The sequence below is a fragment of the Candidatus Vagococcus giribetii genome (assembly GCF_017316185.1).
Taxonomy (GTDB): domain Bacteria; phylum Bacillota; class Bacilli; order Lactobacillales; family Vagococcaceae; genus Vagococcus; species Vagococcus giribetii.
Window position 1 is genome coordinate 1 of record NZ_JAFLVX010000017.1, and the last position, 14,571, is coordinate 14,571.

General features: G+C 35.6%; 13 protein-coding genes. All 13 read right to left on the reverse strand.

Annotation, left to right across the window (positions count from 1 at the left end):
• Nucleotides 1–185 (reverse strand): IS200/IS605 family transposase (gene tnpA, locus DOK76_RS06515; protein WP_206966002.1); only part of this gene is annotated, 185 nt, incomplete at its 3' end.
• A gap of 159 nt (nt 186–344) precedes the next feature.
• Nucleotides 345–599 (reverse strand): KH domain-containing protein, encoded by a 255-nt coding sequence (locus tag DOK76_RS06520; protein ID WP_206966004.1) that lies wholly within the window; start codon nt 597–599, stop codon nt 345–347.
• A gap of 13 nt (nt 600–612) precedes the next feature.
• Nucleotides 613–888 (reverse strand): 30S ribosomal protein S16, encoded by a 276-nt coding sequence (gene rpsP / locus DOK76_RS06525; protein ID WP_206966006.1) that lies wholly within the window; start codon nt 886–888, stop codon nt 613–615.
• Nucleotides 889–984: 96 nt separating this feature from the next.
• The gene (locus DOK76_RS06530; RefSeq protein WP_206966008.1) at nt 985–1,866 is read right to left on the reverse strand and encodes an ABC transporter ATP-binding protein; all 882 of its coding nucleotides are present in this window, start codon (nt 1,864–1,866) and stop codon (nt 985–987) included.
• Between the two features lie 15 nt (nt 1,867–1,881).
• On the reverse strand, nt 1,882–3,057 hold the full coding sequence (locus DOK76_RS06535; RefSeq protein ID WP_206966010.1) for a hypothetical protein: 1,176 nt from the start codon (nt 3,055–3,057) through the stop codon (nt 1,882–1,884).
• The gene (locus DOK76_RS06540; protein WP_206966012.1) at nt 3,057–4,166 is read right to left on the reverse strand and encodes a hypothetical protein; all 1,110 of its coding nucleotides are present in this window, start codon (nt 4,164–4,166) and stop codon (nt 3,057–3,059) included. The genes DOK76_RS06535 and DOK76_RS06540 overlap by 1 nt, the downstream gene beginning before the upstream one ends.
• Nucleotides 4,167–4,277: 111 nt before the next feature.
• On the reverse strand, nt 4,278–4,958 hold the full coding sequence (locus tag DOK76_RS06545; RefSeq protein WP_206966014.1) for a response regulator transcription factor: 681 nt from the start codon (nt 4,956–4,958) through the stop codon (nt 4,278–4,280).
• A gap of 6 nt (nt 4,959–4,964) precedes the next feature.
• Nucleotides 4,965–7,640 carry a DUF4118 domain-containing protein gene (locus DOK76_RS06550; protein ID WP_370590104.1) on the reverse strand — a complete coding sequence of 892 codons (2,676 nt, stop codon included), beginning with the start codon at nt 7,638–7,640 and terminating at the stop codon, nt 4,965–4,967.
• A 9-nt stretch (nt 7,641–7,649) separates the two neighbouring features.
• The gene (locus tag DOK76_RS06555; protein ID WP_206966016.1) at nt 7,650–8,180 is read right to left on the reverse strand and encodes a potassium-transporting ATPase subunit C; all 531 of its coding nucleotides are present in this window, start codon (nt 8,178–8,180) and stop codon (nt 7,650–7,652) included.
• A 15-nt stretch (nt 8,181–8,195) separates the two neighbouring features.
• Entirely contained in the window at nt 8,196–10,238 is a 2,043-nt protein-coding gene (kdpB, locus tag DOK76_RS06560) for a potassium-transporting ATPase subunit KdpB (RefSeq protein ID WP_206966018.1), read from the reverse strand.
• A gap of 12 nt (nt 10,239–10,250) precedes the next feature.
• The gene (gene kdpA, locus DOK76_RS06565) at nt 10,251–11,936 is read right to left on the reverse strand and encodes a potassium-transporting ATPase subunit KdpA (RefSeq protein WP_370590105.1); all 1,686 of its coding nucleotides are present in this window, start codon (nt 11,934–11,936) and stop codon (nt 10,251–10,253) included.
• A gap of 190 nt (nt 11,937–12,126) precedes the next feature.
• Nucleotides 12,127–12,867, reverse strand: a complete 741-nt coding sequence (locus DOK76_RS06570) for a glucose 1-dehydrogenase (protein ID WP_206966020.1) — start codon at nt 12,865–12,867, stop codon at nt 12,127–12,129.
• A 168-nt stretch (nt 12,868–13,035) separates the two neighbouring features.
• The gene (locus DOK76_RS06575; RefSeq protein ID WP_206966022.1) at nt 13,036–14,493 is read right to left on the reverse strand and encodes a C69 family dipeptidase; all 1,458 of its coding nucleotides are present in this window, start codon (nt 14,491–14,493) and stop codon (nt 13,036–13,038) included.
• Nucleotides 14,494–14,571 lie beyond the last annotated feature (78 nt).

The window sequence follows — 14,571 nt, forward strand, 5'->3', positions numbered from 1 at the left end:
TGATCTTTACATGCGTTAGCCTCAATTATTTCAACACCTTTTCGTTCACATAATAATCTTAGAATTTCTCCAATACTTTGTTTATATTTTCCATAGATTATTTGTCGCCTGTATTTAGGTGCGAAAACTATATGATACTTACATTTCCATGTTGTGTGTGATAAACTTTGATTGTCCTTTTTCATAAGGAACCTCCTATATGATTGATATTTAGTGGTCGGGAAACCAAATTTATCTTATCATTTTAGGAGGCTTTTTTAATACCACGCTGAAAGCTCTTTAGAACCACCCGCATAGCAGGTGGTTTTCAAAACATATAATAAAAAAAACACATAGTCCGAAAACTATGTGTTTTGATTCCCATCTAAGATGTTCAAACGAACCTTTTTAGGTTCAGTCGTTCGTACACTATAAACAATAGTACGAATAGAACGAGCTACTCGACCTTGTTTGCCAATGATACGTCCAATATCTTCCGGGGCAACTATTAAGTTGTATTCCATAAATTGGTCGCCTTCAGCAACTTCTAAATGGACATTTTCAGGCTGACTAACTAACGGACGGACAATGGTTAATACCAAATCTTTAACATCAGTCATTCAAAGTCCCACCTTATTTTTTAGTGTATTTAGCTTCGTGATGTTTTTGCATAATTCCTTCACGAGATAAAATGTTACGCACTGTGTCAGAAGGTTGTGCACCTTTTGATAACCAATCTAAGATTTCTGTTTCTTTTACAGTAACTTGAGCTGGGTTAACTAATGGGTTGTAAGTTCCCACTACTTCGATGTAACGTCCATCACGTGGTGAACGAGAATCTGCTACTACCATTCTGTAAAAAGGTTTCTTTTTAGAACCCATGCGTTTTAAACGAATTTTAACTGCCATTTATAGGCACCTCCAGATATATTTCTTAATCACAAGAAGTATCATAACAGTTTTTTTTAACCTTGTAAAGTGTTTTTTCTTTACAGCATGATTTTTTTAAAATTTTAATTGATAAGCATCAGATAAACTCAAGTGTCCTACTGAAAATTCAAGAATACCTGCTTCTATCAACATACTCAAAACACCTGGTAACTCTGCTGTTTCGTCAACTCTTATTAAATGCTCCTGATGATTCAAGTCTACCTGATAGCAATTAGTAAAAAGGTCTTCTACTTTTTTAGCTTCCTCACTATTTAGCTTCACATACGTTGCTTTATCAGTGTATCCTTCTTCTTTATCTAGAAAAAGTTCTAGTTTACCATTGAATAAGAAAAAAATGCGATTTGAATATTTTTCAAGATTTTCTAATAAGTGAGACGCAATCACAACAGTTTTCCCTAAATCTCTTTTTTCGATAATCACACGAGAAATTAACTCTACATTGTTTGGGTCTAAGCCGTTCATTACTTCATCCATTAGCATAATAGAGGTATCACTAACCATTTGCATCGCAAAACATAAACGTTGCTTCATTCCTAAAGAATAGCTAGCTACTTTTTTCTTAACATAGTGCCCCATTTCAAGTTGGGTGATAACATTATCAATCTTAATATTCTTTGAACGCCACATATCCTGATACATTTTCAAATGATCATAACCTGTTAAGTGTGGGTAGAGGTCATTTTGATCAGGCATCATTGATATATCTTGGTATATTTGACTGTTTTCTTTTGGTCCCTTATAAGTTTTAGTCCCATGCACAATTACTTTACCTGTTTGTGGTTTTAAGTAATTCATACACACATTTAATAGCGTACTTTTTCCTGTCCCATTGGGGGCAACAAGTCCTATTACTTCTCCAGGCATAAAGGTAACATCTATTTTATCTAAGACCACATGCTGTCCAAAACTAACACTAATATTGTTTAATTCAATCATTGGTTGCCTCTTTCTTTAAAGTATTTTCTTAAAACGACTGTGACAAGCTAAGATAACTAGGACTATACATAAACTGACACCTACGACCATAACTCCTATTTCAAAAGTTAGACCGATGTCAGAAAAGAAAAAACTACGATGTCCTGTTACCACATCCCCTACTTGAACATAACTAGTTGGTAAAAATCTAATGGGATGGATATCTCCATACCCAAATCGATTGTAAAATAGTTCAATAAAAGGTAAACCAATCATTAGAATGAAAATAAAGTACGCATTTTTCACCCACGTGCCTAGAATCAAACTGATTCCTACAACTAGTAGGACTAACAAACTAGTTAAAACAAACACTTTTAATAAAAATTCTCCTATTGTTATACTCTCAAAAACTAAGTCTCCCATAACTGCTATATTACTTGCATAATGACTGATAGCAACAGGCAAATCCAGGGTTCCAAAACCATTTTGAATACCTATTCCAATAAAACCAACTGCTAAGGGTAAGATACCTATTAGAACACCTGATAAGGCCACCAAATATTTGACTAGCATTCTCTTGCCAAAGCTAATAGGCAAGCCCTTTAATAAACTTTTGTGTCGTCTATCTTTTGCTATGACGTCCATTGAGAATACAATCCCTAAACAGATAAAAATGAGTGGGAAAAGTGACAAACTCCCTCTAACTAAAGATTGGAGAGCTGTTTTCTCGTTAATCATGTTAAGGGTCACTTCTTTTGTCGTTTCAGGATAAGCTGCTAATCTAGTACGAACCCCATTTCTGGCATAAATAGCTTCTTCCTGTGCGTAAATATTGCCTCCTTTGAAATATAAAGGATGGAAGTTAGCACCTAAGATGTACCATTCACTTCGTTCTTTGGCTAGTGTTGTGTAATCGTGTTTATCAATAGCAGCTAGTTGTTTTTTCTCATTTTCAACTAAAGGTGGAAACATCTCAACTGCTGCTAACGTATCCGGATGAGTTTCTCCTTCTAAGTTCACTGTCTTTAAAAAATGCTCTTTTGTATCAATACTTGCTTGTAAGATATCACTTGAAACTGTTTCAATTGTTCTAAATTGCGTCTCAATTTGTAACCAGTAGAACAAAGAGAAGAACAATAGAAGTAAGTATATTCCGATATTTTTGCGATTAGTAAAAAATTCTCGCCATTCAAATTTAAAATACTGCCACATCAGTTCTTCACTCCTTTCAATCCTCGTTTACTCAACAGAGAAGCTAACATACTCAACAAACCACTTGCTACAAGTAAGTAGAGACTACCCACAACGGGATTTAATAAACCACTACTCGTATCAGTTAGGTAATTACCGTTAAACAAGTAGCTAGGCACAATATACGAGCCGATATACCACGGAGCTTGAGCAATAAAATCAGGCAATAGAATAGTTAATCCGTAAAAAGCTAGCTCGATAATAAGCGTTAAATAAAAATTTCTGAAGACAATGTTTAATAAGACCGATAAGGTAAAGCCAAATAAAAAGAGGATGGACAAATAAATAAAATAAGCACAAATGATTTGCCAATTTTTTAAAATCACAAAAGACATCAGTTGAATCGCATTGACATGACTTAAATCATTAACCGGATTACCTAAAAACTGAGTCAATACACCACCTACTAAAAAGGCGCCTAGTAAACTCACTACAAAAAATAGATACAGTACACTAAATTTTTTCATCATACGTTTCATAAAGGGTTGTGGTTGCCCTTTGATTAGTGACGTGTGTTCATATTCATCTTCTAAGATATTTGCTGTTAAAAAGGCACAGATAGGAAACCAAATAACTCCTAGCACTGTTAAGAAAAGAATAGTTAAACTAGCTATGCTTTCAGGCTTTAAAATAACTTCTTCCTCTTGCTCTGCCAAATACGTGTAATATGCCTCATCTTTTAGCACACTTTCCAAACTAGGTTGTAAAAAGCTTAGTTCTTCTTCAAAAGAAGTTTCTTGCCTTAAATCAAGGCGCAAATTAGTTAGTTCTTGACTAGTACTAATGTATTTTTTAGGTTGGTTAAACAGAACACTATTTAACTGCCTTGCTAATACAGATTTTTGTTTTAATAAATTTTGATAAACGGCGTCTCCCTCATCGCTATTCACAATTTGATAAGGTAGTAATGCCCCATCTACTTCGATGGCCTCACTTTTATTTTTTATCTCAAAAGTCTCATATTGATCCGTATGAACATAGACAAATAGCCCTGTCATCAAAATAATTCCTAATAAAAGAAACAGACCATTAAGTGGCCGTTTGATCCCTCTTCGCAACTCCTCTTTCATCTCAACTCCTCCAATTCTTTAAAACCCTCTCCTTATTATCTTACCAAATATTAATAATCCGTCTATCAAAATCAAAAAAAATAAGCACAAAACGTACTTATTTTTTAATCACTAATGTTCTTTCATTCGGTAACCGACACCAATCTCTGTTTGGATAAAATCAGGGTCTACAGGATTTTTTTCTATTTTTTTTCGTAGATTAGACATGTTTACTCGTAGTGTTAGAGGACTCATACTCCCTAATCCCCAAACAGCTTTGGTTAGAAAATCATGAGTTAAGACTTTCCCAGTGTTTTCCATTAATATTTTTAATAATTGAAACTCATTTTTAGTCAAATGAATGTCTGTATCTAGTAATCGAACTTCTCGTTTTTCAGTATCTAGACTCAAGTCGCCATTTCGTAAAATTGGATCAATTTGTCCTTGCTGATTTTTCTTAAAATGCCTTGTGGCTGTTCTAATTCTAGCTAACAATTCACTAGTACCAAAGGGCTTTGTTAAGTAGTCATCTGCATCTAAATCAAGAGCTCTGACTTTCGTTTCTTCATCTGAACGAGCAGATAACACAATAATAGGCATATCACTTTCCTCACGAAATTCCTTTAGAAAGGCTAGACCGTCTTTATCAGGCAATCCTAAATCAAGTAAAATCAAATCAATCGGATACGTTCTAAGAAGTATCTCAGCTTCTTCCACAAAGGCAGTATGCATCACCTCATAGGATTCCTTTTCAAGAAGAGGAATCAAGAAACTGACAATTTGAGGATCGTCTTCTATTAACAATAAGCGCATAAGTTATTATCCCTTCTTCCTTCTAAGTTCAATAGTCACATCGATTTCTTTATCATCTGTTTCTGTCGCATAGATGATACCATTATGAGCTGAGATAATGGTTTTAACAATTGATAGTCCAATCCCTAAACCTTTTTTGGAATCAATCACTGTTTCTTTATGATCATTGTCTAGTAAAGAATTAAGGTAAGTAATGTCTTCTATTTGCCCTTCGTTAATCACATGGATACTAGTCGCATTACCTCGAAGGACTACTTTTAGTTTAATTGGTTTATCTTTGACACCGTAACGCACACTGTTTTCCAGTAAATTAAAAATCACTTGCTCCATCAAAATCGGGTCCACTTGCACTAAGACTACTTCATCAGGTAGACTGACTTCTAGTTGAATGCCTGGATAGTACTTTTTAATTCTAAAAATAGCAGAAGATAAAATATCATCTAGCACTTCTTCTGTTTTCTTGACTTCCATTTTTTGCGTGTCAATCCGTGTAATGGATAGCAAATTCTCAACCATACGAAGTAACCATTCCGCATCTTTTTCAATTCCTATCAGAAATTGTTTCTTTTCTTCGCGCGATAATTCATGAGCAGGTTCTTCATTTAAAACCATCTCTACTGCTCCAGATATACTTGTTAAAGGTGTTCTCAAATCATGAGAAATCGCTCTGAGCAAGTTACCTTTTGTTTTTTCTTTCTCTTGATCGACTAAAATACGTTGTTTTTCTTTTTGTAGCATTTTTTGCTCAATCGCAATTGCCATTTGTACCGTCACTAAGCGAATAAAGTTTAGGTTTTCTTCTGTTAATTCGTTTGGTTCTAGTGGACTTTTACTAGCAACTCCAATCACCGCAGCTGTATCTCCTTGCAAGATAACTGGAAAATACCGAGCCTTAGCTCCAACTAAGGTATCAGTCCCAACACCCGCTTCTTTTTGGTTTAAAGCAACCCACTGAGCTATGGCTTGCTCTTCACTTTTATTTAAAACAGATGCGTTTCCCTGAGACTCACTAAAACTCTTCGCTACTTTCTCAAAGCTCTCGTCATAAATAAAGACGTCTCGATTCAAGCTGTTTGATAGATAAGTTGCTGTGATTTGTAAGACTTCATACAATTGCGACGTTAAAAGATACCTGCGATTGAGGTCATATAAAATCTGGATTTGATGTTCTTTTTTGTTTGACGAAAGAGAACTGGCTTTCATTCGCACCATAATATTGCTGACAAGAAGACCGACTGCGAGCATAATAATCAGCGTGATTGGATAGCCTTCTTTGTAAACAGTCAGAGAATATAGAGGTTCCACAAAGAACCAGTTGAAGAAAATCACACTTAAGACAGAAGATAAGCCACTCCAAAAATAACCAGTGGTAAATCGTGCCACTAAAATGACTGTAACCAGATATAAAATAATGATATTTTGATCACCAAAGCCACTGCCAAAAAAAGCAGAGGACATAAAGGTGGTAAATAGCATTAAAAAGAACGTGATACTAAAATCCTTAAACTTATTTCCTTCAAAGAAATTCCTAATCTTACTAGATAAACCAGATTTAGGCTTCATGGCTTTTTCATCATAAGGAAGTAAGTGAATTTCTGTTTGCTTCAACTCACCAAATAATTTATCTTCAATAGGCTCTCTAAATATCTTTTTCCACCAAGGCAGAGTGACATTTTTTCCAATTACTAAGTCTGTCACACCTTGAAGTTTAACAAAAGAAGTAATGGTTTCAATCACATCATAACTTTCAATATTAACCACTTCAGCTCCTAATTTTTCAGCTAATTTGATTAATTCTTGATTCTCTCCCTCTGTTTCCTCAGTCATTAGTCTTAAAGCAAACCACTTAGCTCTTAGTAATTGAGACAAGCGTGCTGTCCATCTCAGTGTTCGTTTCGTCAAAGCAACTTCGTCGTCAAAAATTAAGGAAAGAAATACTGATTCCATGCCTGGTATTTTTGAGACCTCTTTATTTTCATTGATGATAATGTGATCTGCTGCTTTTTGAATCGCCAATCCGCGAAGAAGATTCAACTTTTCTGGAACAAAAAAGTTCTGTAAAGCTCGGCTCGTATTTTCTTCTTGGTAAATTTTACCAAGACGTAATCGTTCGAGTAACTCTCCTGCCTCAATATCAATCACTTTTAACGAGCTTTCTTCAAAAAAGACATCTGGTACGGTTTCTTGAACCACAATACCTGTCATCTCTTCAACCACATCGTTTAAACTTTCAATGTGTTGGACGTTTACGGTGGTATAGACATCAATTCCAGCTTTTAGTAACTCTTCAATATCTTGATACCGTTTCTTATTCCGTGCACTAGGCGGATTAGAGTGGGCTAATTCATCGACTAAAACCAAATCAGGATGGAGCAAAAGCGCCCCATCCAAGTCAAAGTCTTTTAATTTAATCCCTTTATGTTCGTAGACTTTTGGAGGTAATACAGTTAATCCCTCTAAGAGTTTTGTTGTTTCTGGACGTGTATGTGGCTCAACGTACCCCACTAGAACTTGTCGTCCAATCTCTAATTGGTCATGGGCTTCTTCTAGCATGGCATAGGTTTTTCCAACTCCTGCTGCATAGCCAAAAAACACTTTTAATTTACCAGGATACTTGGCAACTGGTTTAACTTGCTTCAACCAAGTTTCCGGTGATAGTCGTTCAGAATCCAGGGTAATCACCTACTATTCTTATAAGTCATCAAGAGCTAAATTTACTTCTAACACATTAACACGTTTGTTAGAAAGCATGAAATTATCAACTCCTGTGGTATGTTCATTAATTATATCATTAACGATTTTTTCTGTCACATGACGTTTTTCGGCAATTCTTGGCACTTGATATTTAGCAGACTCTACAGAAATTTCTGGATCTAATCCACTTCCAGAAGCTAATACTAAGTCACTAGGAACTTTATCAGTTGTTCCTTCCAATTCTTGTGTTTGTTTCACGCGCTGAGTCACTAGCTCTTCTTGTTCTTTTGATACTGGAGATAATTGACTCACTTCTTGTGGTCTACCGTGAAGATAAGTATCGCCTTCAAAGGTTTGACCAATTAGTTTGGAGCCGACTACTTTATCATCTTTTGTGATTAATTGTCCATTCACTTTATCATGAAAGACTAGTTGTCCAATCCCTGTCATGGTCAAAGGATAGAGGACACCTAATAAAACAGTCATAACCAAAACAAATTTAAGAGATATTTTTATTGTTTGTTTCATTTTTTCTCATCCTTTTTAGAAAAATAATAGGGTTAGGATCATGTCAAATGCTTTAATAGCGATGAAAGGAGCAACAATGCCTCCTAAACCATACACCAATAAGTTATGAGACAAAATCTTACTTGCTGGCATTTCTTTGTATTTAACTCCTTTTAACGCTAAAGGAATCAAAGCTACGATAATCAAGGCATTGTATAAAACAGCTGATAAAATAGCTGTAGTTGGATTTGTTAAATGCATGATATTGAGTGCTGTTAATTCTGGGTAAATACTAAAGAATAGCACTGGGATAATCGCAAAGTATTTGGCGATATCGTTAGCAATACTAAAAGTCGTTAAAGCTCCACGAGTCATTAATAACTGTTTACCAATTTTAACAATGCTGATTAATTTAGTAGGACTCGAATCTAAGTCAATCATATTTCCTGCTTCTTTCGCTGCTTGAGTCCCTGTGTTCATAGCAACTGCCACATCAGCTTGAGCTAACGCAGGAGCATCATTTGTTCCGTCCCCTGTCATAGCAACAAGATGACCTTTTTCTTGGTACTTTCTAATTAAATCCATTTTATTTTCAGGTGTTGCTTCTGCTAAAAAGTCATCTACGCCAGCTTCAGCTGCAATAGCTGCGGCTGTCATAGGATTATCTCCTGTAATCATAATGGTTTTAATCCCCATCTTACGCATGTCTTCAAACTTTTCCTTAACACCTGTTTTGACAATATCTTTTAAGTAAACGACACCTAGAACCACTTTATTTTTAACAACCACTAAAGGAGTTCCACCGACTTTAGCAATGTCTGCGACAATCTCATCACAATCATCAGGATACACACCACCATGAGCTTCCACATATTGCTTCATGGTATCAGCTGCTCCTTTTCGAATTTCTTGGCCTTCGTAGTCAATCCCACTCATACGTGTTTTAGCTGAGAATTCAATAAATGTTGCTTTAGATTCATCGATTAAGTGTTCTTCCAAACCAAATTTTTCTGTAGCTAAAACAACTATACTTCGACCTTCTGCAGTTTCATCAGATGCTGATGATAGTTGAGCTGCTTTAGCTACTTCTATTTCTTCAATCCCTGCTACTGGACGAAATTCACTAGCACGTCGGTTACCTAATGTAATCGTTCCTGTTTTGTCTAGTAGTAAAATGTCCACATCCCCTGCAGCTTCAATAGCACGTCCACTCATAGCTACAACATTTTCTTTGTTTAATCGGCTCATACCAGCAATCCCAATGGACGAAACCAAAGCCCCAATTGTTGTAGGTGCTAAACAAACTAGTAAAGCAGTTAGTGTTGTAATTGAAATAGCTTCTCCTCTGCCAATTAATTGACTTGAAAAATCTGTAAACGTATAAAGAGTGGCAGAAACTACTAAAAATATAATAGTCAACGTGATTAAGAAAATCTGTAACCCGATTTCATTCGGTGTTTTCTTACGCTCTGTCCCTTCTACCATTGAAATCATTTTATCTAAGAAAGAATTACCACTTTCAGCTGTCACTTCAATAATCAAATGATCTGAAACAAGGGTTGTACCTCCTGTCACAGCACTTCTATCTCCTCCTGATTCACGAATCACAGGGGCAGATTCTCCTGTAATAGCACTTTCATCAACAGACGCAGCACCTTCAACAACCTCACCATCCATTGGGATTTGCTCTCCAGCAACAACATACACTAGGTCTCCTTTTTTAAGAGCAGAAGAAAGAACTTCTTCTTGAGCCATGGGTGTATCAATTGATTTGATTTTTTTAGCTGTCACGTCTTCTCTTGCTTGTTTTAAACTATCTGCTTGAGCTTTCCCTCTACCTTCTGCAATCGCTTCAGAGAAGTTTGCAAACAGAATAGTCAACCACAAGATAAGCGCAATGCTAAAAGTAAACCAAGTTTGATTGCCTGCTCCTAATCCTTGTGTGAAGAAAAGTACTGTTGTAATGATAGCGCCTAGATAAACAATCATCATGACAGGATTTTCAATTTGTATTTTAGGATTCATTTTAATAAACGAATCTTTTAAAGCTCGGTTAAAAATACTCCATTTATTTTCCATTTTCAAAACTCCTTATTTAGTTACAAAAAATTCAGCCACCGGTCCTAATGCTAGGGCTGGGAAGAAGCTTAAAGCACCAATCACAAAAATAACAATGATTAGCATCACCATAAACGTAGGATTAGTTGTTGATAAAGTACCACTACTAACTGATGTTTGCTTTTTGTTAGCTAAGTTACCCGCTAAAAAGATAACTGCAAACATAGGAACAAATCGAGTAATCATCATAATCGTTCCACCAATCATGTTAAGAAATGTCGTATCTCCTGCTAAACCAGCAAAGGCACTTCCGTTATTATTTGCTAGAGACGTAAAGGCATAAAGGATTTCTGAAAAACCATGTGGGCCAGTATTCGTCATTGATGCTGTTGGATTTCCTAATAAAATATAAGCAAATGAACCAAGTAAGACAAACATTAATGGGGTTAGTATGACTAAACATGCCATTTTCATGTCATATGGGTCGATTTTTTTTCTTAAATATTCAGGCGTACGACCGACTAATAGTCCTGCAATAAAAACAGTCAAGATGACAAAGACAATCATACCGTAAAGTCCACTTCCAGCTCCCCCGAAGATAATTTCTCCCAGTTGCATCAAGAACATTGGAATCAAACCACCTAACGGAGTAAAACTATCTAACATGGCATTAATGGAACCGTTAGAGACAGCCGTTGTACTAGAGGCCCATAAACTGGAAAGAATAATACCAAAACGTGTTTCTTTTCCTTCCATATTTCCACTGGCCATTAATTGATCTTGCATCACTGGCATCATTTCACTTAAGAAAATGCCAACTGTTGCTAACACTAAAATAAGAAGAGATACAACCATAATTGTACGACCTTGTTTTAAATCTTTCATGAAGAAACCAAAAGCAACAATTAATGCTGATGGAATAATTAAAATCGCGTAATTTTCCACTAAGTTACTAAAAACAGTTGGGTTTTCAAAAGGATGCGCTGAGTTAACCCCAAAGAACCCACCACCATTTGTCCCTAGTTGTTTAATAGCAATTTGACTTGCTCCTGGTCCAAGTGGAATTAGTTGTTCTGTTCCCCCATCTAAACTAGGAATTGTTAAGTTAGCAGAAAGGTTTTGAACCACTCCTTGAGACATTAATAGAATAGTCACAATAATTGAGAGTGGTAATAAGACGTATAAAGTAATACGAGTCATGTCTTGCCAGAAGTTACCGATTGTTTGCGCATTTTTGCGTTTAAAACCTCTTAATAAAGCAAACAAAACAGATGTTCCAACTGCAGCTGATACAAAGTTTTGAACCGTTAAGCCTAACATTTGTACTAAGTAAGAGGCTTGAGTTTCACCTGCGTAAGCTTGCCAGTTTGTGTTAGTTACATAACTGGCTGCCGTATTAAATGCCAAAGAGAATGACATATTTGGCACATTATTTGGATTACCTGGTAAGTAACCTTGAAATAGTAACAATACGAATAAAAAGACAAATGAAGCAACTGAAAAACCAATCACGCCTTTTGCGTATTGTTTAGCAGTCATTTCTCTTGTTGTCGCATTTTTACCTAAAAATTGATAAATGCTATTTTCTATTTTACCGATAAAACGATCCAAAAATGTGGTTTCGTTTGCCATCACTTTTTTGATATATAAGCCAACCGGTAATGATGTAACTAATAAAAAACCAAAAAATAAAACCATAATCCATGTAAAGGACATCATTTTTTATCCCCCCAAAACAATTCATAAAATAAATAAACTAATGTTAACAATGCGATGATGCCAACAATAATAACCATCATTATTCCTCCCTTTAACTGAGTGAATAAAGTATAGCAAAATCCATATAAAGATAGTGTTAAGAAATCAAACACAAAAAAAGCTGACCAAAATCGGCCAGCTCCAAAATTTTTTAAGCTAAATTACCACCATCTGCTAAAAACTCACTTCCAGTTGTATAAGACGAATCATCAGATGCTAAGAACAAAACTAAATTGGATATTTCTCTTGCTTCAGCCATTCGCTTCATAGGAATGGTCTCTTTGAAAGTTTCAATGGCTTTTTTCTGACCACCTGAGGCATTAGTAATCATCGGCGTCATAACAGCTCCAGGGTGAACGGAGTTAACACGGATATTTTTCTCAGCTAACTCAAGGGCTGCTACTCTAGTCAACCCACAAACTGCAAATTTCGAACTGACATAAGCGGCCCCTCCAATACTTCCTTCAAGACCTTCAATGGACGAAATATTAACAACTGAAGCCGCCCCACTTTTTTCAAGTAGGGGTTGAGCATGCTTCATCCCTAAAAAGACAGATAATTGGTTAATCGTAATAATTCGCATGTACTCTTCAACAGTAGTTTCAAGGATTGGTTTAAAGAAAACAACACCAGCGTTATTAATCAAAATATCTAGCACACCAGATTCTTTCTCAATTAAAGCCATGGCGTCTTCCCAATCACTCTCTTTTGTCACATCTAGATGAACATAATGCGCCTTTTCTCCTAATTCTTCAACAGTTTGTTTACCTACTTCGTCATTAATATCAGCAACATATACTGTGGCACCTTCTTTGATAAATAAATCAGCATGAGATTTCCCCATCCCCATAGAAGCACCGGTGATCAAAGCAACTTTGTTTTTTAATCTCATTCAAATTCCTCCTTTATACTAGTTAAGAATGATAGCCCTTACAATCTATTATATACGCCTAGTTCAATTAACCAAAGCAAAACGAACTAACAAGCAAAAAAACTCCTAGAAAGATAGCGTGCAACTATCTTTCTAGGAGTCATCATAAAACTTAGGATAACGTCTTTGTTATAAAGACTTTTTATGATCTACTTTTGTTTTTTCAGTGCTCTTAATGATTAAGTCACTGTTTAATTCTTTGTACTTACCTAAAGAATAATCAGAAAAACCTTTAACTGATTTGGTTAAGTACTCTTGCAGTGCTTCAGGATTTTCTTTGATGATTTTTTCAGCTTCTTTATCTGTTTTAGCTAACTCTTCATCTAAATGCTTGCGAACTTCTTTTCTAACAGGAAGCACATCTTCTTTTTTAAACTCTGCATAATAAGGGACAGTCAACACATTTGTCATGCGATAAGTCCAGTAAGCTGATTCAGCATCTGGTTTATCTGTACCCATTTGATATTCTTTTGGTGTCTCAGTAATATTTGTATAGAACGGAACGTAAGAACTTGTATCAGGAACACCCATAGATACCCATTGAACCATACTAATTTCTTCTGGCACATCATTACGGGCTTGGATAATATGAGATTCCATTGTTCTTGGGACATTGATTGGTCTGAATTTTTCAGGCTCACTACCTTCATAAGTATCATATTTAGTGCCATTGTAGTGATTTCTAAGAACAAATTCAACTTTAGGAAGAGTGACTTTTTCATCTGGTTTTTCAAATAAATTAAAACTTTCTTCTGTTAATTCATGTTTTAATGAAGGACTAATGATATTTTGTCCAGCTAAAACACGTGGTGTATTGTAATGACCATCTTCTTCTAGATCGCCAAACACTTCTCTCATAGATGCTTTTTCTGCCTTATCAGCTAATTTATTTTTTTCGATAAATGATTTCAGATTTTTAGAATACATCACATTTTCTTTATCATTCCAGTCTATTTGTTGGATAGAAAGTGTATTAGCAATCACAGCGTATTGGTCATCAGGTACTCGAACTGCCACCCATTCATGACCAGTTAATAATTCCATATACCAAATTTCATTTTTATCTGAGAAAATAATACCATTGGTTTCTGCAGATCCTTTTTCTTCTACAATTTTAGCTAAATACTCCACACCATTTTTAGCTGATGTAATATAAGGTAGGACACAAGTTACAATAGAATCCTCTGCCATACCATCTTCTACGTGTGGGTCTAGTTTTAACACACTTTCTTTTGTAGTAGCAGATTCTGTCGCACTCATTGATACATTTTTACTATTAACTCCTGCTGCTTCATACATCCCTTCTGATACATCCCATTCAGGCATGGCTGTATAGCGCATATTATTTTCTGGTAATGTCATTTTAAAGCCATTTCCTTTAGAAACATAGTCTCTTTCTAAAGATTTTTCAGGTCGTACAACAAAGTGCTTGGCCCAGGCTGTACCCATGTCTTCATTTCTTGCAATGATCGTTGACCCATCGTAAGAAACATCTTTCCCAACTAAAACAGTGGTACAGGCTTCAGCTGTCAATGTTGCTGTACTAAATAAAATAACTCCACCTAAAATGCCAATCCATTTTTTCATTCATAACTCTCCTTTCGATATAAGAAAAGGATACCACTTAAAGTAAGCGTTTACACTAGTTTACAAGAACCTCTAATC

Bases quoted from the DNA above. Each gene is read 5' to 3' on its own strand.
- DOK76_RS06570 (WP_206966020.1), bottom strand. From the start codon at position 12,867: ATGAGATTAAAAAACAAAGTTGCTTTGATCACCGGTGCTTCTATGGGG.
- kdpA (WP_370590105.1), bottom strand. From the start codon at position 11,936: ATGATGTCCTTTACATGGATTATGGTTTTATTTTTTGGTTTTTTATTA.
- DOK76_RS06520 (WP_206966004.1), bottom strand. From the start codon at position 599: ATGACTGATGTTAAAGATTTGGTATTAACCATTGTCCGTCCGTTAGTT.
- DOK76_RS06555 (WP_206966016.1), bottom strand. From the start codon at position 8,180: ATGAAACAAACAATAAAAATATCTCTTAAATTTGTTTTGGTTATGACT.
- DOK76_RS06530 (WP_206966008.1), bottom strand. From the start codon at position 1,866: ATGATTGAATTAAACAATATTAGTGTTAGTTTTGGACAGCATGTGGTC.
- rpsP (WP_206966006.1), bottom strand. From the start codon at position 888: ATGGCAGTTAAAATTCGTTTAAAACGCATGGGTTCTAAAAAGAAACCT.
- DOK76_RS06540 (WP_206966012.1), bottom strand. From the start codon at position 4,166: ATGAAAGAGGAGTTGCGAAGAGGGATCAAACGGCCACTTAATGGTCTG.
- DOK76_RS06545 (WP_206966014.1), bottom strand. From the start codon at position 4,958: ATGCGCTTATTGTTAATAGAAGACGATCCTCAAATTGTCAGTTTCTTG.
- DOK76_RS06575 (WP_206966022.1), bottom strand. From the start codon at position 14,493: ATGAAAAAATGGATTGGCATTTTAGGTGGAGTTATTTTATTTAGTACA.
- DOK76_RS06535 (WP_206966010.1), bottom strand. From the start codon at position 3,057: ATGTGGCAGTATTTTAAATTTGAATGGCGAGAATTTTTTACTAATCGC.
- kdpB (WP_206966018.1), bottom strand. From the start codon at position 10,238: ATGGAAAATAAATGGAGTATTTTTAACCGAGCTTTAAAAGATTCGTTT.